The following is a 22,284-nucleotide window of genomic DNA, read 5'->3' as shown; positions in this document are numbered from 1 at the left end:
CCCGATCGACCCCGGCCTTCGCCGGGGCAGGCTACAGGGCGCGGCTCTGCCGCGACCCGCACCGCCTTTCGAGGCAAAGGGGCATCTGGCTGACCCCATCCCTCAGCCTGGTCCGGGGTACCAGTGGGTTCCCATCGAAATGGCATTTCGATGGGGCCACTATACGGCCCCCGAACGAACGGAGTGAAGACCCATGCGCCACGGCGTTGCCCATCGCAAACTCGGCCGCACCTCGGCCCACCGCATTGCCATGCTGAAGAACATGGCCGCCAGCCTGATCAAGCATGAGCAGATCAAGACGACGCTGCCCAAGGCCAAGGAACTGCGCCCCTATGTCGAAAAGCTGGTGACGCTCGCCAAGCATGGTGGCCTGTCCAACCGCCGCCTCGCCATGGCCCGCATGGGCGATGAAGCCCAGCTCGCCAAGCTGTTTGACGTGCTGGCTGCCCGCTATGCCGACCGCCAGGGCGGTTATGTCCGCGTGCTGAAGGCCGGCATCCGCCGTTCGGACGCCACGCCGATGGCCATCGTGGAATTCGTTGATCGCGACGTGTCGGCCAAGGGCCAGGACAGCGGCCCGGTCATCACCGGCGACGACGAATAATCCCTTTTGAAGGACAGGCCCGATGGCTGACGAGATCGATCTGGGCGCCAACGAAGGCAACGGCTTCATGGACGAGCCGATGCCGCAGGTGGCGATCATCACCCAATATGTGAAGGATCTGTCCTTCGAAAATCCCAATGCGCCGAACAGCCTGCAGATGCAGGCGCAGCCGCGCATCGACGTGAATGTTGGCGTCAATGCCCGCAAGGTGGCCGACAATGTTTACGAGGTGGAGCTGAAGATCACCGCCAAGGCCGATGTCGAAGGCACGCCGACCTTTGTGGTCGAGCTGGTCTATGCCGGACTGTTCGGCTTGCAGAACGTGCCGGAAGAGGCGCTGGAGCCCTTCTGCATCATCGAAGGCCCGCGCATCCTGTTCCCGTTCGCCCGCCGCATCATTGCCGATGCCGTGCGCGACGGCGGCTTCCCGCCGCTGATGCTTGATCCGATCGATTTCGGCGCGCTGTATCTGGCGCAACAGCAGCAGGGCCAGGTCGGCAACGCCTGATCCAGCTGGTGCTGAGACGAAACGGGCGGCCTTCGGGTCGCCCGTTTTCGTTTGAGGGCCTTGCACTTTTGCGCCGCTGCATCAACAAGGCGGCGTGCCTGCAGTTTCCAGTTCCAGAGTCCAGCCGCCGCGGCAAAGCCGCGTCGTGACGTCGAAGCGGTCCAACGCGCAAATGCGCGCGTTGTCCGCCCGGCCGTGCTTGCGCCTGTTCGCGCGCGGCGCGCGCGCGATCGGCGCTGCGCAATGAACCTCCTCCGCGCCACCGCCACCATCGGCAGCCTCACCCTGCTGTCGCGCGTTGCCGGGTTCGTGCGCGATGTGCTGCAGGCGACGCTGATCGGTGCCGGCATGGCGGCCGATGCCTTTCTCATCGCCCAGCGCCTGCCCAATCTGTTCCGCGCCCTGTTCGCCGAAGGGGCCTTCTCGGCCGCCTTCGTGCCGATGTTCAACCGCCAGGTCGGCGCCGATGGCGGCCGCATGGATGGTGCCCGCGCCTTTGCCGAAGAGGTGCTGGCGGTGCTGCTGCCGGTTCTGCTGCTGTTCACCGTGGTGATGGTGGCGGCCGCTGGCCCGGTTGTGTGGTCGCTCACCGGCGGGTTTCCCGATGCCAGCGCCGAAAAACTGGCACTCACCGTTCATCTCACCCGGCTCACCTTCCCCTATCTGATGCTGATCAGCCTCACCTCCCTGCTGGGGGCGCTGCTGAATTCGGTCGGCCGCTTTGCCGTCAATGCCGCGGCGCCGATCCTGCTCAACATCGTGCTGATTGCCGGGCTGTTGTGGTCGGGCGTCAGCGATGATGTGGCGGCCGCGCGTGTGCAGGCCCTGTGTGTCACGATCGGCGGCATCGCGCAGCTGGCCTGGCTGATGTGGTCGTGCAGCAAGGCCGGCGTGGCGCTGCGCCTGCGCTGGCCGCGGGTCACCCCGCAGGTGCGGGCGCTGCTGAAGCTGATCCTGCCGGCCGCGCTCGGTGCCGGCGCCGTGCAGATCAACCTGCTCATCTCCACCGCGCTTGCCGCCCGCTTCCTGGGCGAGGGCGCGGTCAGCTGGCTTTATTATGCCGATCGCCTGAACCAGCTGCCGCTCGGCATCATCGGGATCGGAGTCGGCACTGCGCTGCTGCCCACCATGTCGCGCCTGCTCGGCGGCGGAGACGATGCCGGCGCCATTGCCCAGCAGAACCGCGCCGTCGAACTGGTGCTGCTGCTCACCCTGCCCGCCGCCGCCGGCCTGGTGGTGGCCGCCGAACCGATCATCCGCGTGCTGTTCGAACACGGCCAGTTCGGCGCGGCCGACAGCGCCGCCACCGCCGCCGCGCTGGCCGGCTTTGCCCTGGGCCTGCCGGCCTATGTGCTGATCAAGGTGCTCACCCCCGGCTTCCACGCCCGGGCCGACACGCGCACCCCGGTGCGCGTCGCACTGGCCTCCATGCTGGTCAATCTGATCGCCAATCTGGTCCTGGTCTGGCCGCTGGGCCATGTCGGCATCGCCGTGGGCACCGCCATTTCGGCCTGGATGAACGCCTTCACCCTGTGGTGGCTGCTGCGCACGCGCGGCCAGTTCCAGCTTGATGCCCGGGCCCGACGGCTGCTGCCGCGGCTGGTGCTGGCCACGGTGGCGATGGTGGCCGTGCTGCTGCTGTTGGCCCCCTGGCTGGCGGTGGCGCCGGAAATGGCCTTCACGCACCAGATCGTCCTGCTTGGCCTGTTGATATCGGCGGGCGGCCTGGCCTATCTGACGGCGGCCCGCATCTTGGGCCTGTTCACCCTTTCTGCCCTTTTTGCCCGCCTCAGGGCGCGACGGAAGCGATCATGAGCCGCATCTTCTCGGGCATCCAGCCCACCGGAAACCTGCATCTCGGCAATTATCTCGGCGCGATCCGCAACTGGGTGCGCATGCAGGATGCGCATGAGTGCATCTTTTCCGTCGTCGATCTGCACGCCATCACCGTGGCGCAGGATCCGGCCACCCTGCGGCGCGGCATCCACGAAATGACCGCCGCGCTGATCGCCGCCGGGCTTGACCCTGAACGCTGCGTGCTGTTCCCGCAAAGCCGGGTGCGTGTACATGCCGAGTTGGCCTGGGTGCTGATGTGCACCGCCCGGGTCGGCTGGCTCAACCGCATGACACAGTTCAAGGAAAAGAGCGGCAAGGACCGCGAGGGTGCGTCGGTCGGCCTCTACACCTATCCGGTGCTGCAGGCGGCCGACATCCTGGCCTACAAGGCCACCCATGTGCCGGTGGGTGAAGACCAGAAGCAGCATCTTGAGCTGGCGCGCGACATCGCCATCAAGTTCAACAATGATATGGGGGTGGAGCTGTTCCCGCCGCCCGAGCCGGTGATCGAAGGGCCGGCGACCCGGGTGATGAGCCTGCGCGATGGTTCGTCCAAGATGTCCAAGAGCGACCCCAGCGACCAGAGCCGCATCAACCTGACCGACGATGCCGACACCATCGCCGCCAAGGTGAAGCGCGCCAAGACCGATCCCGATGCCTTGCCGTCCGAGCCGGCGGGCCTGGCTGGCCGGCCGGAAGCGGCCAATCTCGTCAATCTGATGGCCGCGCTCACCGATCGCAGCATCGCCGATGTTCTGGCTGAATTTGGCGGCAAGGGCTTTGGCGCCTTCAAGCCGGCCCTCGCCGACGTGATGGTGACCAGGCTTGCCCCGATCACCAGCCGCTTCAACGAGCTGAAGAACGACGATGTGGCGATCGAGGCGATCTGTGCCCGTGGTGCCGAACGGGCCCGGGCGATTGCCGAGCCTGTGCTGGCCGAGGTTCACCGCGCCGTCGGCTTCGTGGCTTGACCCGTCCGCATCCCGGCCACATCAACATGAATTGACATACATGTGTCGTTCATCGGGCGGACACGTGCAATGCCCTAGATTTGCGGGCATAGATTGCAGAGAGTTCATCTGGAGCCTCGATCAATGACCGCCAAGCTTGCCCATGCCCGCATCATCCTGCCGCTGGCCGCCGCCGCGCTGCTCTCGGCCTGCACCACCGGCTTTGAAGCCCGTGTGGCCCGCTTCCAGCAAATGCCGGCGGCGCAGGGCAACAGCTTCGTGATCGAACCGCGCGACAAGGCGATGAGCGGCGGGCTGGAATTTGCCACCTATGCCAATCTGGTGAAACAGAAGCTGATCGCCGCCGGTTTCCAGGAGGCCAGCAGCCCCGAAGCCGCCGCGCTGACGGTGCAGCTGGATTATCATGTCACGCCGCCGCGCGAGAAGGTGCAGACGCGGCCCGGTGTCGGCTTTGGCCGCTGGGGCTTTGGTGGCTGGGGCGGCTGGGGTGGCTGGGGTCCCTATTGGGGCGCAGGCTGGGGCGGCTTTGGCGGCTGGGGCCCGGGCTTTGGTGGCTGGGGCGGTTGGGGCGCCAATGATGTCTACAGCGTCACCCAATATAATGCCGTTGTCGCCATGCGCATCAATCGCACTGGCGACAAGCAGAGCGTGTTCGAAGGCCGCGCCGAAACCGTGAGCAGCAGCAACAATCTCACCAAGCTGGTGCCCAATCTGGTGACGGCGATCTTTGCCAACTTCCCCGGCAACAGCGGCGAGACCGTGCGCGTGCGCTTCGATCCGGCCAAGCCGGGCGTGGCGCCTACGGTGAAGCCGCTGGGGTAAGCCTGTCTCTACCGCTTGATGGGGCGTGTCGCGACTGCGCGATGCGCCCCATTGTCCTTGCGGGCGATGCCATTAATCGGATGGCAGGGCAAACGCTGGGTGGGGAGAATGGGGCATGGCCGTCTGGATTGCGCTTGGCGCGGTGTTCATCAGCCTGATTGGCATGGCGATTTCACTCTATGCCGCCAACCAGAAGAAGAAAAAGGGCGACTGACCCCGCCTCAGGGCTTGGGCGTCGGCTCGTTGTAGCCCATGCGGTTGGTTCGGTCCTGCGCCCAGGCATCGATCTGTTTGCGATCGCAGCCGGTGAATCCGCCGGGGCCGATGGCGCTGCAACTGCCAATGCTGTTGCCGGCCCCGCCCGCGCCATCGCCGAGCAGCAGGGCGCGGTTCTGGGTCAGCACGCTCTGGCGGTTTTCAGCCCGGCGCAGCGGTTCGGGAATGCGATAGACTTCCGATTCGGGCAGGCGGGCGCACACCACCACTTCATCGGCGGACCGCGGCTTCGGGCAGGCTTCGTTGCCAAACACCGTCACCAGGCGCTGCCGGGGCTGGGTGCCGTCGCCGGTTGGGATGTCGGCCGGCTTCAGGATGGAGGGACGCGGCGGCGCCGTGGTCGGATTGGCGGGCGTCTGCGCCAGTGCCGGAGCAGCAGTCATCAGCAAAAGGGCGAAGGGCAGGCGCATCACCGAGAGCTCCAGTGTTTCAGGCCAAGAGTTTAGGCGGTTTCGACGCCGGGGGGAACCGCGAAAGGATGGCAACCAGCAGCTGTCCTGATGGTGAACGGCCCTGCGCCTGAAGGCCAAAGAAAAACCCCGCCGCGGTCGCCCGGGGCGGGGTGTTTTCGGGCCAGGACGGCCGATCAGTTGGTGGCTGCAGCCTGCATGGCTTCCAGCCGGGCGACGGCCGCCTCATCACCAGCGCTGCGCGCCGCAGCGAGCTGGGTGGCCACGGCGGCCACATCGATCTCGGCCACCGGGGTCGCCTGTTCGGCCAGGATGGTCAGGCCGGTTTCGGTCACCTCGGCAAAGCCGCCATCGATGAAAAACCGCTGCGTGGCCGGGCCACCATCGGTTTCATGGATGTGGATGGCGCCGGGGCGGATGGTGCTCATCATCGGCGCGTGGCCGGGCAGCACACCAAAATCGCCTTCGGTGCCGGGCACGACCACCATGGCCACCTTGGCGCGGGCCAGCCGGCGTTCCGGCGAGACGAGTTCGAAATCGAGCAGTTCAGCCATTTTCCGCTCCGCTCCCCTCCCGCTTGCGGGAGGGGCTGGGGGTGGGTTTCACAGGTTCGGGCGTGGATATTCCCACCCCCGACCCCTCCCGCTAGCGGGAGGGGAGCAATTTACGCCGCGTCCGCAGCCAGCTTCTTGGCCTTGGCGATCGCGTCTTCGATGGTGCCAACCATGTAGAAGGCGGCTTCCGGCAGATGGTCATATTCGCCGGCCACGATGCCCTTGAAGCCCTTGATCGTGTCTTCCACGGCCACGAACACACCCGGGGTGCCGGTGAAGATTTCGGCGACGTGGAACGGCTGCGACAGGAAGCGCTGGATCTTGCGGGCGCGGGCGACGACCAGCTTGTCCTCTTCCGACAGCTCGTCCATGCCCAGAATGGCGATGATGTCCTGCAGGCTCTTGTACTTCTGCAGCACTTCCTGAACCTGGCGGGCGACGCCATAATGTTCTTCACCCACCACGCGCGGTTCCAGCACGCGGCTGGTCGAATCGAGCGGGTCGACGGCCGGGTAGATGCCCAGCTCGGCGATCTGGCGCGACAGCACGGTGGTGGCGTCGAGGTGGGCGAACGAGGTGGCCGGGGCCGGGTCGGTCAAGTCGTCGGCGGGCACGTAGATGGCCTGCACCGAGGTGATCGAGCCCTTGTTGGTCGAGGTGATGCGCTCCTGCAGGGCGCCCATGTCGGTGGCCAGAGTGGGCTGATAGCCCACGGCCGACGGGATGCGGCCCAGCAGCGCGGACACTTCCGAACCGGCCTGGGTGAAGCGGAAGATGTTGTCCACGAAGAACAGCACGTCCTGGCCTTCGACATCGCGGAAATATTCGGCGATGGTCAGGCCCGACAGGGCGACGCGGGCGCGGGCGCCGGGCGGCTCGTTCATCTGGCCATAGACCAGCGCCACCTTGGAGCCTTCGGAGATGGCATTGCCATCCGCGTCAGACGCGATGACGCCGGCTTCGAGGAATTCGTGATACAGGTCGTTGCCTTCGCGGGTGCGCTCACCCACGCCAGCGAACACCGAGGTGCCGCCGTGGCCCTTCGCGATGTTGTTGATCAGTTCCTGGATCAGCACGGTCTTGCCGACGCCGGCGCCGCCGAACAGGCCGATCTTGCCGCCCTTGGCATAGGGGGCGAGCAAGTCGATGACCTTGATGCCGGTGACCAGGATGCTGGCTTCGGTCGACTGGTCGACGAATTCCGGGGCGGGGGCGTGGATCGGCGCGGTGTTGGTCTGATCGATCGGGCCACGCTCGTCGATCGGTTCACCGATCACGTTCATGATGCGGCCCAGGGTGGCGGGGCCGACCGGCACGCGGATCTGGCTGCCGGTGTCGACCACTTCCTGGCCGCGGACCAGGCCGTCGGTCGCATCCATGGCGATGGTGCGCACGGCGTTTTCGCCCAGGTGCTGGGCCACTTCGAGCACGAGGCGGTTGCCGCCGTTGCTGGTTTCCAGCGCCGACAGAATGGCCGGCAGTTCGCCTTCGAAGGTCACGTCGACAACGGCGCCGATGACCTGGCTGATGCGCCCGACATTGTTGGTGGTGTTGGTCATGTGGCGTGCTCCTTAAAGCGCTTCGGCGCCCGAGATGATCTCGATCAGTTCCTTGGTGATCGCGGCCTGTCTCGTGCGGTTATAGGTGATGGTCAGCTTGTTGATCATGTCGCCGGCGTTGCGGGTGGCGTTGTCCATCGCGGTCATGCGGCTGCCCTGTTCGGACGCGGCATTTTCGAGGAGGGCGCGGAACACCTGCACGGCAAGATTCTTGGGCAGCAGATCGGCAAGGATCGCCTCTTCGCCCGGTTCATATTCCACCGACGCATCGGTGCCGGAAGCATCGCCCGCCGGAAGGGCGGCCGGGATGATCTGCAGCCGGGTCGGCTCCTGGTTCAGGGCCGAACGGAAGGTGGAGAAAAACAGGTGAGCGACATCGAATTCGCCGGCCTCAAAGCGGGCAACCACATCCTCGGCCACCGCCTTGGCATCGGCAAAGGCGACATTCTTGATGTGGCTCATGTCCACCGTGTCGATGATCAGCTCCTTGTGGGTGCGGGCAAAGGGCGCGCGCGCCTTCTTGCCGACAAACAGCAGCTTCACCGTCTTGCCCTGGCCCAGCAGCTCTTCCATCGTGCGGCGGGCCAGCTTGGCGATGTTGCTGTTGAAACCACCGGCCAGGCCGCGTTCCGACGAGCAGATGACCAGCAGATGCACCTGGTCCTTGCCGGTGCCGGCGAGCAGGCGCGGGCTTTCCGGGCCCACGGTGACGCGGCTGGCCAGCGATGCCATCACGGCGGCCATCCGCTCCGAATAGGGGCGGGCGGCCTCGGCGGCTTCCTGGGCGCGGCGCAGCTTGGCGGCGGCCACCATCTTCATCGCCTTGGTGATCTTCTGAGTCGATTTCACCGAGGTGATGCGGTTTTTCAGAGACTTGAGACTGGGCATTGGCCTGTCTGTCTTCCTTTGCGGTCAACGCCGCCGGTCAGGCCGGCGGCGTGACTGATCCGTTTCAGGCGAAGGTCTTGGCGAAGGCGCCGATCAGCTCCTTCAGCTTGGCGGTGGTGTCCGCGCTCAGGTCCTTCTTGTCGCGGATGTCGGCCAGCACATCGGCATGGGCCGACTTCACATGGCTGAGCAGCGCGGCTTCAAAGCGGGTCACGGCGGCGGCATCGATGCCATCGAGATAACCGTTCACGCCGGCAAAGATCGACACGACCTGATCTTCGAACGGCATGGGCGCGAACTGGGCCTGCTTCAACAGCTCGGTCAGGCGCTTGCCGCGGTTCAGCAGCTTCTGGGTCGACGCATCAAGGTCCGAACCGAACTGGGCGAAGGCGGCCATTTCGCGATACTGGGCCAGCTCCAGCTTGATCGAACCGGCGACCTTCTTCATCGCCTTGGTCTGCGCGGCCGAGCCGACGCGCGACACGCTGAGGCCGACGTTGATGGCCGGGCGGATGCCCTGGTAGAACAGCTCGGTTTCCAGGAAGATCTGGCCGTCGGTGATCGAGATCACGTTGGTCGGGATATAGGCCGACACGTCACCGGCCTGGGTTTCGATGATCGGCAGCGCAGTCAGCGAGCCGGCGCCATTGGCGTCGTTCATCTTGGCGGCGCGCTCCAGCAGGCGGCTGTGCAGATAGAACACGTCACCCGGATAGGCTTCGCGGCCCGGCGGGCGGCGCAGCAGCAGCGACATCTGGCGATAGGCGACGGCCTGCTTGGACAGATCGTCATACACGATTACGGCGTGCATGCCGTTGTCGCGGAAATATTCGCCCATGGTGCAGCCGGTATAAGGCGCCAGGAACTGCAGCGGGGCCGGTTCCGACGCGGTCGCGGCGACCACGATCGAATATTCCATTGCGCCATTTTCTTCCAGCGCGCGCACGATCTGCGCGACGGTGGAGCGCTTCTGGCCCACGGCGACATAGATGCAATAGAGCTTCTTCGACTCGTCGTCGCCGGCGTTGATGCCCTTCTGGTTGATGAAGGTGTCGATGGCGACAGCGGTCTTGCCGGTCTGGCGGTCACCGATGATCAGCTCGCGCTGGCCGCGGCCGACGGGCACGAGGGCGTCGAGCGCCTTCAGGCCGGTCTGCATCGGTTCATGGACCGACTTGCGCGGGATGATGCCCGGCGCCTTCACTTCGACGCGGCGACGCTCGGCCGCCACGATCGGGCCCTTGCCGTCGATCGGGTTGCCCAGGCCGTCAACCACGCGGCCCAAAAGGCCCTTGCCCACCGGCACATCGACGATGGTGCCGGTGCGCTTGACGGTGTCGCCTTCCTTGATCTGGCTGTCAGAACCGAAGATCACGATACCGACGTTATCGGTTTCCAGGTTCAGGGCCATGCCCTGGATGCCGCCCGGAAACTCCACCATTTCACCGGCCTGCACATTGTCCAGACCATGCACGCGGGCGATGCCGTCACCAACGCTCAGCACCTGGCCGACTTCCGAAACCTGGGCTTCGGTGCCGAAATTGGCGATCTGGTCCTTGATGATCCGCGAGATTTCGGCGGCATTGATATCCATGACAATCAGCCCTTCTTAAGCTTTCAGCGCCTGGCCGAGATTCTCGAGCCGGGTCTTCAACGAGGAATCGATCATGCGGCTGCCCACGCGCACCACCAGGCCGCCCAGGATCGCCGGATCAACAGTCACATTCAGCGCCACATCGCGGCCGATGCCGGCCTTCAGCTTGGCGGCCAGCGCCTTCTGCTGGGCCGCCGACAACTTGTGCGCCGCCGTCACATTGGCGGTCACCTCACCCTTGCGGGCGGCGTTCAGTGCAGCGAAATCGCGGATCACGGCCGGCAGCAACGCCAGGCGGCGGTTGGCGGCCAGCACGCCAAGGAAATTCTGGGTGAGGCCATCGACATTCAGCCCGGCGGCCACACCCTTGATGGCAGCACCCGCCGCACCCCGGCCCACCAGCGGGCTGCTGATCAGCGTCTTCAGATCAGCCGATTCGGCCAGCGCCTCGCTGAGCGAATTCAGGCTGGATTCGACGGCCGCAAGTGTCTTGCCCTCGATCGCCAGATCGAACAGCGCACGGGCATAGCGGCCGGAAAGGCCGGTGGCCACTTGGTGAGAAATCTGTGCGTCCAAGGCTGGTGCCTCGCTTTGAATCGGATATGACAAAAAGGCCCGGCGAACGAAGTCCACCGGCTGCGCGGCGCGGCTAGCATGGCCCCCGCGATGTTGCAAGGCAGCATTGCCGCTATTTGGCCTTTGGGATGAGGGGCAGGGCGGCAAACAGCAATTGCCCGCCAAGCCCCAGCAAACCCGCCGGCGCCACCAGCGCCGCCAGATGCGTCGCCAACGTGCCACCAAAGGCCAGCGACAGGCCCAATTCGGCCAGCATCAGCCACAAGAACGCCGTGCCGCCCATGACGGCCCGGCCGCCCACCGCCACCAACCGCCCCGCCAGCACCCGCCGGCACCACCACCAGCTGAACCCCAGCATCAGCGGCAACTCGATGGCCACCGCCCCCACATCCCCCACCATGGGCGCCAGCCACAGCGTGCGGACGGTGCCGAGCAGGAACCCCAGCGCGAACACGCCAGCGAAATAGCGCAGGCCAAGGGCAAGGGCGGTCATGCCGGGATCATGCAGCCGCGCAGGGCACAGAGGCAAGCAGAGCCTCCGGCGGCCAGGGTCGCGGACCCTGGACCCGTTTGTTTCAGTGCGCTCCCGTCCTGCAAGCGCGGCGCGGCGGTGCGCTTTTTGATCACAGCGCCGCCCAAAATCAAACGGGTGCAGGGTCCGCGACCCTGCCCGCCGGAGGCTCTTCTTTCCCTTCTTCGCTTCTGTCCTACATCCCCACGGCTGGGTTACACTCCCACCCATGAGCGACCTTCTCCCGACCCCCTCCGCCGAACCCGTTCGCCACGATGGCTGGACGGCGGCGCGGCAGCAATATTTCCTCGAAGTGCTGGCCGACACTGGCAGTGTGACCATGGCCTGCCGCCGGGTCGGCATGAGCCGGATGGCGGCCTATCGTCTGCGCCGCCATCCCAATGCCGGCGATTTTCGCGCCGCCTGGGATCTGGCGTTGGTCGAGGCGGTCCGCCAGATCGAGCATGTCGCCATCGAACGTGCCCTGCAAGGCGAGGAGGAGGTGATAGAACGCAATGGCGTGGTCGAGGTGATCCGGCGGCGGCCCTGTGATGCCCGCCTGCTCGTTCGCCTGCTCGAACGCGCGGAGGAGCGCCAAAGCACGCAAGCTGCCATGGCACGCCAGATTGCCGACCTGCGCGCGTTGATCGATGCACAGCCCGACCGGCGCGACTGGCTGCCGGAACGCCCTATGACCTATCAATTCGAAACCTTGGACCGGTTGCCGCCGCCGCTGGTGCTGGTGGTGCCCGATCCCAGCGTTCTGAAATTGCGTGCATCGCGCGCGCGTATCAAGCCCAATTTGTAACCTTTGTAACCTACAGCGCCCGCCCGCCGCGCCGGCCACCTCTGCCAATTCCCCACAGCCCACTTGCCGTCGCGCCTGCGTTGTGGCCATGGGGGCTGCCAAGGAGCCTTTGGAAAACCGCCCATCATGCCCTGGCTGTTCAACCTGTTTCTGGCCATCCACATCGGTGCTGGCGTGGTGGCATTGACCTCCTTCTGGGGAGCCGTTCTCACCAAGAAGGGCGGGCCGGCGCACCGCTGGTGGGGCTTCGTGTTCTCAGCTGCCATCTACACCGCGGCTGCCCAGGCGCTTGGCATGGGCGCGCTGTCGCTGGTCTGGCCGCTGGCGATGCATCCGCAACTCACCGATGCCGTGCTCTATCGCGGCATGTTCGGCACCATGATGGTCTATCTCGGGCTGCTGGCCATGTCGATGACGCGCTATGGCCTGGTCATGGTCAGCAACCGCCGTAACCATCCGGGCAACCGCCACTGGTCGATGCTGGCGCTGCAGGGCGTCACCATGGCGGCGGCCGGTGTCTGCCTGGCCCATGGCCTGTATCTGTTGAACCGCAACGGCCCGGTGATGGAGCCCATCCTGATGGTGATGGTCTCGCTGCTCGGCTTTGGCACCACCACCACCTATTTCCGCTACATCTTTACTGCGCCCTCATCCCCCCGCGCCTATATCCCCGAACATTTCAAGGCGATGGTCGCCACTGGCATCGCGGCCTACACCGCCTTTCTGTCGGTCGGCCTGATCGAGATGTTTCCGGCCCATGCCTTCAACCCCGTCATCTGGGCCATTCCCAGCGTGATCGGCATGATGATCATCATCCATTATCTGCGCCAGTATCGTCCGGTCCGGAAGGCCCAGCCGGCCGAGTGAGCGTGGCATCCAGATCGGCGAACAGATCGTCGACATGCTTCAGGTGCGGCCGTTCGGCGGCGATGATGGCGCGGAACACCTGATCCCGGATGCCGGCCAGGTCACCCGGGCTGGGGCGGGCGGCTTCCGGCAGGCTGGAGATCACCAGGTCGATCATCCGCTCCGCCCCATGCAGGCGGCCCCACAGATAGTCATGTTCGCGGTATGACCGGCTGAAAAAGGCGCCAAAGGCGTTGAACAGCGCGCCCTTCAACCGCCGGCCGCCGGCCGTGCCCAGGCCGGAGCAATCATCCGGGCTGATGCGGTCCACCTTGATCTCGTCCAACTCGTCCAGCCCGCCATCGGCGATCAGCGGCAGGATGGCAATGTCAAAGAAGGGAAAGCCCAGATAGGATGACAGCACATCGCGGCGCAGCCGGCGCGGCAGCTTTTCGGCGAGCAGGGCGACCAGCGCCGCATCGCTCTGGCCGTCGAGCGCCTTCAGGCCCAGCGCCGCCTCCACCGTGGCCAGCGCGGCGGCAAGATCGGGCCCGGTGCAGGCGGCCCGCACCGCCGGGTCAGCCGCCACCCGGCTCCAGGCGGTGAGGTGCGGGGCCAGGATGGCGTGCAGCCCGGCCTTGATGCGACCCAGGATCGCGGCGGTCGCTTCGTCGGCCCCGGCCATGGCAGCGTTGATGCGGCGGATCATGAAGCGCAGGCGGCGGATGCGGAAATCCAGATCAAAGCGCCGCAGGGTGAGGACATAGTCGCTGCCGGCGCCGCCCTTGGCCAGCGCCGCTTCGGGATTGTTGGCGGCGCCCAGGTGGCGCCACAGCAGCGGGCGCAGCATGTCGGCCTCCGTTCCGGAGATGCGGGCGAGCTCGCTGGCCAACCGATCAACCACGGCCGAGAATTTCAACCGGCCATAGGCGCCATAGGCAAAGCCGGCCTGCCGTGCCGCCTCGCTGTTCATGCGGCTGCGCCAGTCGGCCAGCCGTTCCAGTGTGGGCGACAGCAGCAGCAGGCGAATGCCAATGGCCGCATCGATGGCGGCATCAACCTGGGGGATCATGCCGATGACGATGTGGCGCAGCCGCCGCGCCCGGCCCGACAGTGCCTCGATCGCCGCCACACTGTCGCTGATCGGCTGCTGGCGCGGGATATCGGCGAGGCTGCGCAGGATGGTGGCGAAGAAGCCGGGGTGGTGGCCGGGCACATGCTCGCCGGCATGGCTGCCCGGCTTGGGATCAAGATAGACCAGCCGGCGATCCACCTCACGGTGGGCGGGGCGGCGGCCCAGCGCCGCCAGCGCCGGGCCAAAGGGCCGGTTGTCGAGCACGGCGCCGTCGATCAGGTCCACCATGTCGGGCGCGTTGCGGCTGGGCAGGATGTGGGCGAGGAAAGCATCCATGCCGGGCCAGCCGGGCCCGCGCTGGCGATACAGCGCTGCCACCTCGGCCGCCCGGGCGGGCGGGAAGGCGCCGGGGAAGCTGGCCGTGGCCCGTGCCGCCAGCACCAGCGCCGGATCATCGCCCAGATGCCGGGCATCGCCATCGCCGGGGCAGCCAAAGCCGATCACCAGCCGATGTTCGGGTTCGATCACCTGGGCCGGGCTGTTGAGCCGCAGCGCCTTGGGGGAGCCGTGATAATCGGTGACGGTGACGAACAGATCGAACGGATGCAGGCGCGGCACCAGCGGCGGTGTGCGCTCCCCCTTGGCCATGGCGGCAAAGGCATCGGCCAGCAGGCCGGAAAAGGCCGTTCCGGAAAAGGGCGGCTGGAACCAGCGGCTGCGCATGAAGCGGGACAGCTTGGCCTTCACCTCGCCATGGGCGGCAACCTCGGCCTTGTCCTCGGCCTCCAGCCCGCGCCGGCGGACCCACCAGACCAGCGGGATCGCCCACAATTTCGACAGCGGCCGCGACGCCGCTTCCGGATCGAGCAGGGCATCACTGTCGGCCCCGTCCAGCCACAGGCTGCGGATGGAATCCAGATCATGGCCTTCCACCAGCGCCCGGGCCAGCAGCACGCCATTGATGCCGCCCGCCGAGGCGCCGGCGACGATGTCGCACACCACCCTGAGATCAAGGCCGGGGATGGCATCAAGCAGGGCCTGATAGACTATCTCGCTGTCCCGCGCCGGGGGCAGGGCATCTGCTGTGTGCCGGCGCATGGAGGCGCGGGCCAGCTTCCAGACCTCCTTGGTGAGGCCGTGCATGTAGACCGCCAGGCTCACCCCGCCATAGCAGACCAGCGCGAGGCGAAGCTCCTTGCTCTGCACATGCCATCCTTCCACTGCCAGTGTAGCGGGGCGGCAGGCCCCGGCAAGTGGCTGGGAATTCGCGGCCGGCGCGGGCCGGGTTGCGCGATGGTTGCAATCAGGCGCGAAACGCTTCGCGCTGGCCGATCAGATCGGCAAACACCCGCACCATGCTGCGGCCAGTGGCCGCCATCTGCAGCCTTTGCATGGCAGTCTTGATGGATGTTTCTTCAGGGCCGCCCTCATCAAGGTCGACATGTGCCATATCCCAGGCGCCGAACAGCCGCTCCGAAGTTGCTATGAACTCCAACACTGTCACATCGGTGTGGCGGTCATCGAGCTGGATGGTTTCGAACAATAGTTCCATCGGCTGCAGATTGCCCTCGATCACCTGGCAGAAATAGCCCTTGGAACACAGCAAAACCCCCGTGATGCCCGCCAGGTGGTTGGCCTTGCGCGACCTGGCAAGGATTGCGTGGAGCTCATCCGTCCTGACCTCGGCCGGCAGGGTGCTACGGCTGATGTAGATCAGGCGATGCAGATCATTCACTGGCTGGGCCGGCCGCGGTGATTGTCTCCATGAACCGGGCTACCGCGCTCATCGGCATGGGCGGGTGGTGGATGTAGCCCTGGATCAGTTCCGCACCCATCGCACACACCGTCAGCAGCTGCTCTCTGTTCTCAACGCCTTCGATCACGGGGTGCAGGCCAAGGCCTTCGGCCAAACCGATTATGCTGCTCATCAACCGGCGGGAACGCCGGGCGACCCGAGCATCAGTTGCAGCAAGGTCCACCACCAGCGACCGATCGATCTTCAGATAGTCCAGCGGCAACTCCACCAGCACGCTGAGTGCGGAATAGCCGGTGCCAAAATCATCCAGCGCGAGAAAACACCCGATGGCGCGGATCGCCTCAAGGTGCGGTTTTACAGCCGGTGACAGATAGTTGGACTCGGTCATTTCGAAGCAGACCCGGCTCGGCTGGATGCCGGCATGGCTGATGGCCTGCTTGATCACGGTCAGGAGCAGCTCTGGTTCATCGAACTGGCGCGCGCTCAGATTGATGCTCACCCGTGGATGCGTACCATCCCGATTGGCTGGCCAGGCCATTGCATCCACCATTGCTCGGCGGATGATCCAATTGCCCAGCAACGGCATCACACCGATCTGCTCGGCCAAGTCGATGAAATGTTGTGGGCTGATCAGGCCAAAGGTTGGATGCTGCCAACGCACGAGCGCCTCGAAACCATGAACGCAACCAGACACCTCGTTGATGATTGGCTGGTAGAGGATCGAGAATTCGGCATTGTTGACGGCATCATAGATGTCGGTCGACTTGAGTGTGATCGCCAGGCGCAGATCATTCTCCAGTTGGTGGTTTCTGCGCGCCTCGGCCAGCATCACCGGTTGGAAGAACATGATGGGATGGTTGACGATCCTGGCATGATGCAAGGCTGCACTCGCCGCCTGGATCAACCGGGTTTCAGACCTGTCGACATCGTCCATCAAGGCGACGCCAACATGGGGCCGGACCACGATGATCTCACCGTCGATCGCCATTGGCCGCTGCAGAAAGTCCATCATCCGCCGGATATCGGCTTCAAGCGTTGGTGACGGCACCAGCAGAGCGCAAAACCGGGCCTCTCCCATCCTTGCGAATGCCAGCGCGTTTCCAAGCAGGCGCGCAAGTCTTTGGCTGGTGCGCACGACAACCAGATCGGCGCGCTCCGGCCCTTTGCCAATGCCCATCAGGTCAAAGCGCGACAGCTCCACTTTCACCAGGGCGACATGCGGCCATGCAGCACGAAAAGCGTCGGATTTCATCAGCTTCGTCAGGCTTTGCCTGGTCAGAAAGCCGGTAAGCTCGTCCACCGCCAACCCAATGTTGGTGTCTGCCAGCACGAAAGGCCGTTCGGGCGACTCGCCCGCAGAGGTGAAGGCCGCACTCATCGAGCGGCCTATGCGCGCAATTAAAGAGCGAAGCGAGAAAAATCGCAATTTGCACTGAATGTTGCCGGATCGGCAGATGCCTGCTCAGTTCAGCGCTTGATGGCGGCAGCTTCGACCACGATGTCGAACGCCGTGGTCAACCCCTTCACGAAGCCGGCGCGCTCCACATTCACATATTCATCTAGGGCGTGGGCGCGAAAGCCGCCGCCGCCCGCGCCCAGGGTGATGGCCGGGATGCCCAGGCTGATCGGGATGTTGCTGTCCGTCGAACTTGGCATCAGCTGCGCGTCATAGCCGCCGGCGGTGAGGATGCGCGCGGCGGTCTGCACCAGCGGGTCGCTTTCAGGCGTGGTGCCGGCAGGCCGGTCCCCGATCAGTTCGGGCACGGCGCTGATCTTGCCAAAGCGGGTGTCGCGAGCGGCATTCTCGGCGGCGACGCTGTCTTCGATGATCTTCAGGAACTGGGCTTCCAGCGCCTTCAGATTGGCGGTGGAGGCCGACCGCATGTCGAATTCGGCGAGGATCAGGTTGGGGATGGAGTTGACTGAAGTGCCGCCAGCAATGGTGGAGGCGGCAAAGGTGGTCTTCACATCGGCGGGCGGCACGACCTTGTACAACGCCTGCACGGCCCCTGCCATCGCCGCCATCGGGTTGACGATGCCGAACGCGCCATAGCTGTGGCCGCCCGGCCCCTTGAAGGCGACGCGATAGCGGCGGGAGCCGACGCCGCCGTTGACGATGCGAGCGACATTGCTGCCATCAAAGCTGATGAAGTCGGCAATGCGCGCCTTCAGCGGGCTGGCCGAAAACAGGTGCCGCACGCCGCGCAGATCGCCCTGGCCTTCCTCGCCCACGTTGGCGACAAAGATGATGTCCCGCTGCGGGGTGATGTTGGCGGCATTGAGGGCGCGGTTGAAGGCCAGCAGCGCGGCCAGCGTGACGGTGGTGTCGCCGATGCCTGGCGCGTGCAGCGTGTCGCCTTCGCGGCGGACCTTGATGGGCACATCGGGCGGGAACACGGTGTCGAGATGGGCAGCGACCATCAGCGCCTTGGCGGTGCGGTCCTTGCCCGGCCTGGTGCCGATCACATTGCCGACGGCATCGACATGGACATCGGTGAGGCCCAGCGCCTTGAACTTCTCGGCCATGCGCTGGCCGCGCGCGGTCTCCTTGAAGGGCGGGGCCGGGATTTCGGTGAGCTCGATCACCTCGGCGATGGTGGTGTCGTAATCAGCGGCAAGCCTGGCGTGAGCGGCCTGCAGAGCGGCGGGCTGGGCCAGAGCCGATCCGGACAGGAGCAGGGCGGGGAGGATCATGATGCGCATGGCCGGCATGTGGCACAGGGCCGGCGTGCATTGCAATTGGCAGATTCAGCCCCGGGCCGCCATGGCCGCCTTCATCGCATCGATGAACGGCCGGCGGCCATTGCTGCCCGGCAGCCGCGCATCGAACAGCAGGTGCACCGGCAGGATCTCGGGCAGCAGGCCGGGCAGGATCTCGACCAGCCGGCCATTGGCGAGGGCGTCATCGACCTGATAGCTGAGCAGCGAGGCGATGCCGCTGCCGGCTTCGGCGGCCGCCACCGCCCCGGCCACGGTTGACAGGCTGAGCCTGGGGTGCAGCCGCCGGCCCAGCCGCCATTGCCCATTGGCGCGCGGCCCGCTGGTGGCGATCAGATCATGGGCGGCCAGTCCGGCCAGATCGGCCGGCGTGCCGCGCCGCGCAAGATAGGCAGGGCTGGCCACCATCACCTGCCGCACCGTGCCGATCCTGACCGCCGTCAGGCTGGAATCGGCCAGCGCGCCGATGCGCACCGCCACATCAATCCCTTCTTCGGCCAGGCGGACATTGCGATCGATCAGCAGCAGCCGCACCGACAGGCGTGGGAAGCGGGCCATCAGGCCGGCCACCACTGGCACCACGTGCAGCCGCCCGAACATGGTGGGGGCGGTGATGTGGAGTTCGCCCCGGGGCTCGCCCGGCTCGGCCCGGGCCGAACGGGCTGCCGCCTTGAGTTCAGCGAGCAGCGGGCGGATGCGGTCGCGATAGGCGATGCCGGCATCGGTGAGCATCACCTGCCGCGTGGAGCGCCGGAACAGGCTGGTGCCCAGCTGGGCTTCCAGCGCCGCGATCGCCCGGCTGGCGGCTGTGGTCGAGCAGCCTTGTGCCTGCGCCGCCTTGGTGAAGCTGCTGCTGTCGGCCACGGCGAGGAACAGGTCGAGCGTCTGGAGCTGATCCATATTGTTGCCAAAAACGGGATAATGTTTTTCTGATTGGCTGGATTATCGCGAGTGATGCGCGGGATTACAAGCCTTGCCATGGCTCAAGGTTTCCTCCGCACCATCTTTGGCGATACCGCCCGCGCCTTGCAGACGGCCGATGGCTCGCGCCCGTCCTATGCCCGGCTGGAGGGCGATGGGTCCGGTGGCCGCGACGAACTGGGCCAGCGCGAGGCCGATTTCATTGCCGCGCGCGACAGTTTCTACATGGCCAGCACCAGCGCCGACGGCTGGCCCTATATCCAGCATCGCGGCGGGCCGGCCGGTTTCCTGAAATGCCTGCCCGGCAACCGGCTGGGCTTTGCCGATTACCGCGGCAACCGCCAGTTCGTGTCGATGGCGAACATCGTCGATGGCAGCCCGGTGGCGCTGTTCCTGATGGATTATCCCAACCGCCGCCGCCTCAAGCTGCTGGGCCGGGCGCACGTGATCCCGGCGGCCGACGATGCCAACATGGTGGCCGCGCTGATGCCGCCGGGGTACGACGCCGAGCCCGAACGTGCCTTCATCATCGATGTGATCGGACTTGACTGGAATTGCCCCCAGCACATCACGCCGCGCTTCACCGAAGCTCAGATTGCCGCCGCCACCGCGCCGCTGAGGGCCGAGATCGCCCGGCTACAGGCGCTCATCACCCCGGAAGGAGACTGACGCATGACCACTGCCCCCACCGACCTGCCTGGCCCACTGACGCTTGGCGTTCATCATGTTGGCCTGACCGTGCCCGATCTCGGCGCTGCGGCGGCCTTCTTCATTGCTGGCCTGGGCTTTGCCGAGGTGGGCGCGGTGCCGGCCTATCCGGCGCTGTTCGTATCGGATGGCAGCAGCCTGATCACGCTGTGGCAGGCGGCCGACCCGGCCAGCGCGGTCGGCTTTGACCGCAGGGCCAATGTCGGCCTGCACCATCTGGCGTTGAAACTGCGCGATGATGCGGCGCTGCAGGCTCTCCACGCGCGGTTGCGCGGGTGGCCGGGTGTGGCGATCGAATTTGGCCCCGGCCCGATGCGCGCCGGGTCGCCGGTCAACCACATGATCATTGCGATGCCCGGCGGCATCCGCATCGAATTTGCGACTCCGTTCGGTGGTTGAACCGATGCGCCCCCTGATCCCGCCCTTCACCCGTGAAAGCGCCATGTTGAAGGTGCGCGCTGCCGAAGATGCCTGGAACAGCCGCGATCCACAGCGCGTCGCCCTGGCCTATGCGCCCGACAGCCAGTGGCGCAACCGCGACCGCTTTATCAGCGGCCGGGGGGCGATCATCGAATTTCTCACCGCCAAATGGCAGCGGGAGCAGGATTATCGCCTGGTCAAGGCGCTGTGGCTGCACGGTGACACGAGGCTGGCTGTGCGCTTCGCCTATGAATGGCATGATGGCCGCGGCCAGTGGTTCCGATCCCATGGCAATGAAAATTGGGAATTCGGCGCGGATGGCCTGATGCAGCGCCGCATCGCCAGCATCAACGATGTGGCGATACGGGAACAGGATCGCTGCCTGTTCTGGGCGGGGGATCGGCGGCCGGATGACTATCCGGGGCTGGAAGCGTTGGGTCTGTAGGCCGCCGGCCCCCCTTGCCTCGGCCGGGTCATTCTTCTAACGTTCCCACTCTGTTCTGTTTGGAGTGGCGATGGCCAAGGGCAAGACGCGCTATGTGTGCCAGGCGTGCGGGGCGGTGGCGCCGCGCTGGGCCGGGCAATGTGCGGACTGCAAGGAATGGAACACGCTGGCTGAAGAGGCGGCACCGGTGTTCACGCCCTTTGCCGCCAAGCAGTCGCTGCAGTCGGGCGGCCGCCGCATCGCCATGGAAAGCCTGGCCGATGATGTGGCCCTGCCGCAGCGGCTGTCCACAGGCATCACCGAGCTGGATCGGGCGCTGGGCGGCGGGCTGGTGGCCGGCAGCGTCACCCTGATCGGCGGCGATCCTGGCATCGGCAAATCCACATTGTTGCTGCAGGCGGCCGGCAAGATGGCGCGCAGTGGCAATCGCGTCGCCTATGTCTCGGGCGAGGAGGCGGCGGACCAGGTGCGGCTGCGCGCCCGCCGGCTCGGCCTGGCCAAGGCCGATGTGGCATTGGCGGCCGAAACCAATGTGCGCGATATCCTGACGACGCTGGGCAGCCAGAGCACCGCCCCCGCGCTGCTGGTGATCGATTCCATCCAGACCATGCATTCGGACACGCTGGAGGGCGCGCCCGGCACCGTGTCACAGGTCAGGGCGTCGGCGCAGGAGCTGATCCGCTTTGCCAAGTTGTCGGGCTGTGCGCTGGTGATCGTGGGGCACGTCACCAAGGATGGCCAGCTCGCAGGCCCGCGCGTGCTTGAGCATATGGTTGATACCGTCCTCTATTTCGAAGGGGAGCGCAGCCACCAGTATCGCATCCTGCGCGCGGTGAAGAACCGCTTTGGCGGGACGGACGAGATTGGCGTGTTTGCCATGGGTGCCGATGGCCTGGAGGAGGTGGCGAACCCGTCGAGCCTGTTCCTGACAAACCGGGCGGACGGCGCCAGCGTGACCGGCGCCGTCGTGTTCCCGGCGCTGGAGGGCACGCGCCCGGTGCTCTGCGAGATCCAGGCGCTGGTGGTGCGGGTGCCATCGGGGGCGACGCCGCGCCGGGCTGTCGTCGGTTGGGATTCGGGCCGGCTGGCCATGCTGCTGGCGGTGCTTGAGGCGCGCTGCGGCCTCGGCTTTGGCGGGCACGAAGTCTATCTGAATGTCGCGGGCGGACTCAGGATTGCCGATCCTGCCGCCGATCTGGCGGTGGCCTGCGCGCTGGTTTCGGCGCTGACCGACCGGCCCTTGCCGGGCGATTGCGTCGCCTTTGGCGAAGTGGCGCTGTCGGGCGAGTTGCGCAGCGCTGGCCTCGCCGCGTTGCGGTTGAAGGAAGCGGCCAAGCTGGGCTTTGGCCGTGCCTTCGTGCCCGATGGCACCGGCGGCGGCGGGGCGATGCGGGTGGCGAGTTTCCGCACCCTGAACGCCGTGGTGGATTCGCTCGGCAGGCCAGAATGATGCTGTTGTCATGAGCTGTTTTGGATTG

At 66.0% G+C, this 22,284-nt stretch carries 23 protein-coding genes; 11 read left to right on the top strand and 12 right to left on the bottom strand.

All coding sequences use genetic code 11. From position 1 onward, the window contains the following. Positions 1-193: 193 nt before the first annotated feature. The 5 genes from rplQ (at position 194) to AC6BOR_RS06360 (ending at position 4,741) form a co-directional block, all read left to right on the top strand. A complete protein-coding gene (gene rplQ / locus AC6BOR_RS06380) occupies positions 194-604 on the top strand; it encodes a 50S ribosomal protein L17 (protein WP_498060354.1) in 411 nt (136 codons plus the stop codon). A 22-nt stretch (positions 605-626) separates the two neighbouring features. After that, the gene (gene secB / locus AC6BOR_RS06375) at positions 627-1,112 is read left to right on the top strand and encodes a protein-export chaperone SecB (protein WP_498060353.1); all 486 of its coding nucleotides are present in this window, start codon (positions 627-629) and stop codon (positions 1,110-1,112) included. Between the two features lie 243 nt (positions 1,113-1,355). After that, positions 1,356-2,927 (top strand): murein biosynthesis integral membrane protein MurJ, encoded by a 1,572-nt coding sequence (murJ, locus tag AC6BOR_RS06370; protein ID WP_498060352.1) that lies wholly within the window; start codon positions 1,356-1,358, stop codon positions 2,925-2,927. Further along, complete coding sequence (gene trpS, locus AC6BOR_RS06365) at positions 2,924-3,919, top strand: tryptophan--tRNA ligase (RefSeq protein ID WP_498060351.1); 996 nt, start codon at positions 2,924-2,926, stop codon at positions 3,917-3,919. The genes murJ and trpS overlap by 4 nt, the downstream gene beginning before the upstream one ends. Positions 3,920-4,042: 123 nt before the next feature. Beyond that, on the top strand, positions 4,043-4,741 hold the full coding sequence (locus AC6BOR_RS06360; RefSeq protein WP_498060350.1) for a DUF4136 domain-containing protein: 699 nt from the start codon (positions 4,043-4,045) through the stop codon (positions 4,739-4,741). Between the two features lie 221 nt (positions 4,742-4,962). Here AC6BOR_RS06360 and AC6BOR_RS06355 read toward each other — a convergent pair whose 3' ends face one another. The 7 genes from AC6BOR_RS06355 to AC6BOR_RS06325 form a co-directional block, all read right to left on the bottom strand. After that, on the bottom strand, positions 4,963-5,430 hold the full coding sequence (locus AC6BOR_RS06355) for a hypothetical protein (protein WP_498060349.1): 468 nt from the start codon (positions 5,428-5,430) through the stop codon (positions 4,963-4,965). Between the two features lie 173 nt (positions 5,431-5,603). Next, the gene (locus AC6BOR_RS06350) at positions 5,604-5,981 is read right to left on the bottom strand and encodes an ATP synthase F1 subunit epsilon (protein WP_498060348.1); all 378 of its coding nucleotides are present in this window, start codon (positions 5,979-5,981) and stop codon (positions 5,604-5,606) included. A 110-nt stretch (positions 5,982-6,091) separates the two neighbouring features. Then, positions 6,092-7,540, bottom strand: a complete 1,449-nt coding sequence (atpD, locus tag AC6BOR_RS06345) for a F0F1 ATP synthase subunit beta (protein WP_498060347.1) — start codon at positions 7,538-7,540, stop codon at positions 6,092-6,094. A 12-nt stretch (positions 7,541-7,552) separates the two neighbouring features. Further along, positions 7,553-8,428 (bottom strand): F0F1 ATP synthase subunit gamma, encoded by an 876-nt coding sequence (locus AC6BOR_RS06340; protein ID WP_498060346.1) that lies wholly within the window; start codon positions 8,426-8,428, stop codon positions 7,553-7,555. A 64-nt stretch (positions 8,429-8,492) separates the two neighbouring features. Then, the gene (gene atpA / locus AC6BOR_RS06335) at positions 8,493-10,022 is read right to left on the bottom strand and encodes a F0F1 ATP synthase subunit alpha (protein ID WP_498060345.1); all 1,530 of its coding nucleotides are present in this window, start codon (positions 10,020-10,022) and stop codon (positions 8,493-8,495) included. 15 nt (positions 10,023-10,037) lie between these two features. After that, a complete protein-coding gene (locus tag AC6BOR_RS06330; RefSeq protein ID WP_498060344.1) occupies positions 10,038-10,574 on the bottom strand; it encodes a F0F1 ATP synthase subunit delta in 537 nt (178 codons plus the stop codon). Between the two features lie 136 nt (positions 10,575-10,710). Next, positions 10,711-11,091: a hypothetical protein gene (locus AC6BOR_RS06325; RefSeq protein ID WP_498060343.1), complete on the bottom strand. Its 381-nt coding sequence runs from the start codon at positions 11,089-11,091 to the stop codon at positions 10,711-10,713. Between the two features lie 247 nt (positions 11,092-11,338). Here AC6BOR_RS06325 and AC6BOR_RS06320 point away from each other — a divergent pair, with 247 nt between their 5' ends. Further along, positions 11,339-11,917 (top strand): hypothetical protein, encoded by a 579-nt coding sequence (locus AC6BOR_RS06320; protein ID WP_498060342.1) that lies wholly within the window; start codon positions 11,339-11,341, stop codon positions 11,915-11,917. A gap of 126 nt (positions 11,918-12,043) precedes the next feature. After that, positions 12,044-12,784 (top strand): hypothetical protein, encoded by a 741-nt coding sequence (locus AC6BOR_RS06315; RefSeq protein WP_498060341.1) that lies wholly within the window; start codon positions 12,044-12,046, stop codon positions 12,782-12,784. On the opposite strand, the gene AC6BOR_RS06310 is transcribed toward AC6BOR_RS06315, so the two are convergent. The 5 genes from AC6BOR_RS06310 to AC6BOR_RS06290 all read right to left on the bottom strand — a co-directional run bounded on the left by AC6BOR_RS06310 (position 12,729) and on the right by AC6BOR_RS06290 (position 19,212). Continuing rightward, entirely contained in the window at positions 12,729-15,059 is a 2,331-nt protein-coding gene (locus tag AC6BOR_RS06310; RefSeq protein ID WP_498060340.1) for a patatin-like protein, read from the bottom strand. The genes AC6BOR_RS06315 and AC6BOR_RS06310 overlap by 56 nt on opposite strands. 82 nt (positions 15,060-15,141) lie before the next feature. Beyond that, positions 15,142-15,573: a BLUF domain-containing protein gene (locus AC6BOR_RS06305; RefSeq protein WP_498060339.1), complete on the bottom strand. Its 432-nt coding sequence runs from the start codon at positions 15,571-15,573 to the stop codon at positions 15,142-15,144. Next, the gene (locus AC6BOR_RS06300; RefSeq protein WP_498060338.1) at positions 15,566-16,972 is read right to left on the bottom strand and encodes a putative bifunctional diguanylate cyclase/phosphodiesterase; all 1,407 of its coding nucleotides are present in this window, start codon (positions 16,970-16,972) and stop codon (positions 15,566-15,568) included. The genes AC6BOR_RS06305 and AC6BOR_RS06300 overlap by 8 nt, the downstream gene beginning before the upstream one ends. An 89-nt stretch (positions 16,973-17,061) precedes the next feature. Beyond that, the gene (locus AC6BOR_RS06295; RefSeq protein ID WP_498060337.1) at positions 17,062-18,297 is read right to left on the bottom strand and encodes a M20/M25/M40 family metallo-hydrolase; all 1,236 of its coding nucleotides are present in this window, start codon (positions 18,295-18,297) and stop codon (positions 17,062-17,064) included. A gap of 45 nt (positions 18,298-18,342) precedes the next feature. After that, a complete protein-coding gene (locus AC6BOR_RS06290) occupies positions 18,343-19,212 on the bottom strand; it encodes a LysR family transcriptional regulator (RefSeq protein WP_498060336.1) in 870 nt (289 codons plus the stop codon). A 78-nt stretch (positions 19,213-19,290) separates the two neighbouring features. Here AC6BOR_RS06290 and AC6BOR_RS06285 point away from each other — a divergent pair, with 78 nt between their 5' ends. From AC6BOR_RS06285 to radA, 4 genes are all read left to right on the top strand, one after another. Further along, positions 19,291-19,902: a pyridoxamine 5'-phosphate oxidase family protein gene (locus tag AC6BOR_RS06285; protein ID WP_498060335.1), complete on the top strand. Its 612-nt coding sequence runs from the start codon at positions 19,291-19,293 to the stop codon at positions 19,900-19,902. A 3-nt stretch (positions 19,903-19,905) separates the two neighbouring features. Next, positions 19,906-20,340 (top strand): VOC family protein, encoded by a 435-nt coding sequence (locus tag AC6BOR_RS06280; RefSeq protein WP_498060334.1) that lies wholly within the window; start codon positions 19,906-19,908, stop codon positions 20,338-20,340. Between the two features lie 4 nt (positions 20,341-20,344). Continuing rightward, complete coding sequence (locus AC6BOR_RS06275) at positions 20,345-20,806, top strand: nuclear transport factor 2 family protein (RefSeq protein ID WP_498060333.1); 462 nt, start codon at positions 20,345-20,347, stop codon at positions 20,804-20,806. Positions 20,807-20,876: 70 nt separating this feature from the next. After that, positions 20,877-22,256, top strand: coding sequence for a DNA repair protein RadA (gene radA / locus AC6BOR_RS06270; protein WP_498060332.1), 1,380 nt, complete (start codon positions 20,877-20,879; stop codon positions 22,254-22,256). The last annotated feature ends 28 nt before the right edge of the window (positions 22,257-22,284 follow it).

Source organism: Sandarakinorhabdus sp. FBCC-B8862, from assembly GCF_059745315.1.
Note: the sequence above shows the minus strand (reverse complement) of the source record. Positions and strands in the feature narration are given on the sequence as shown.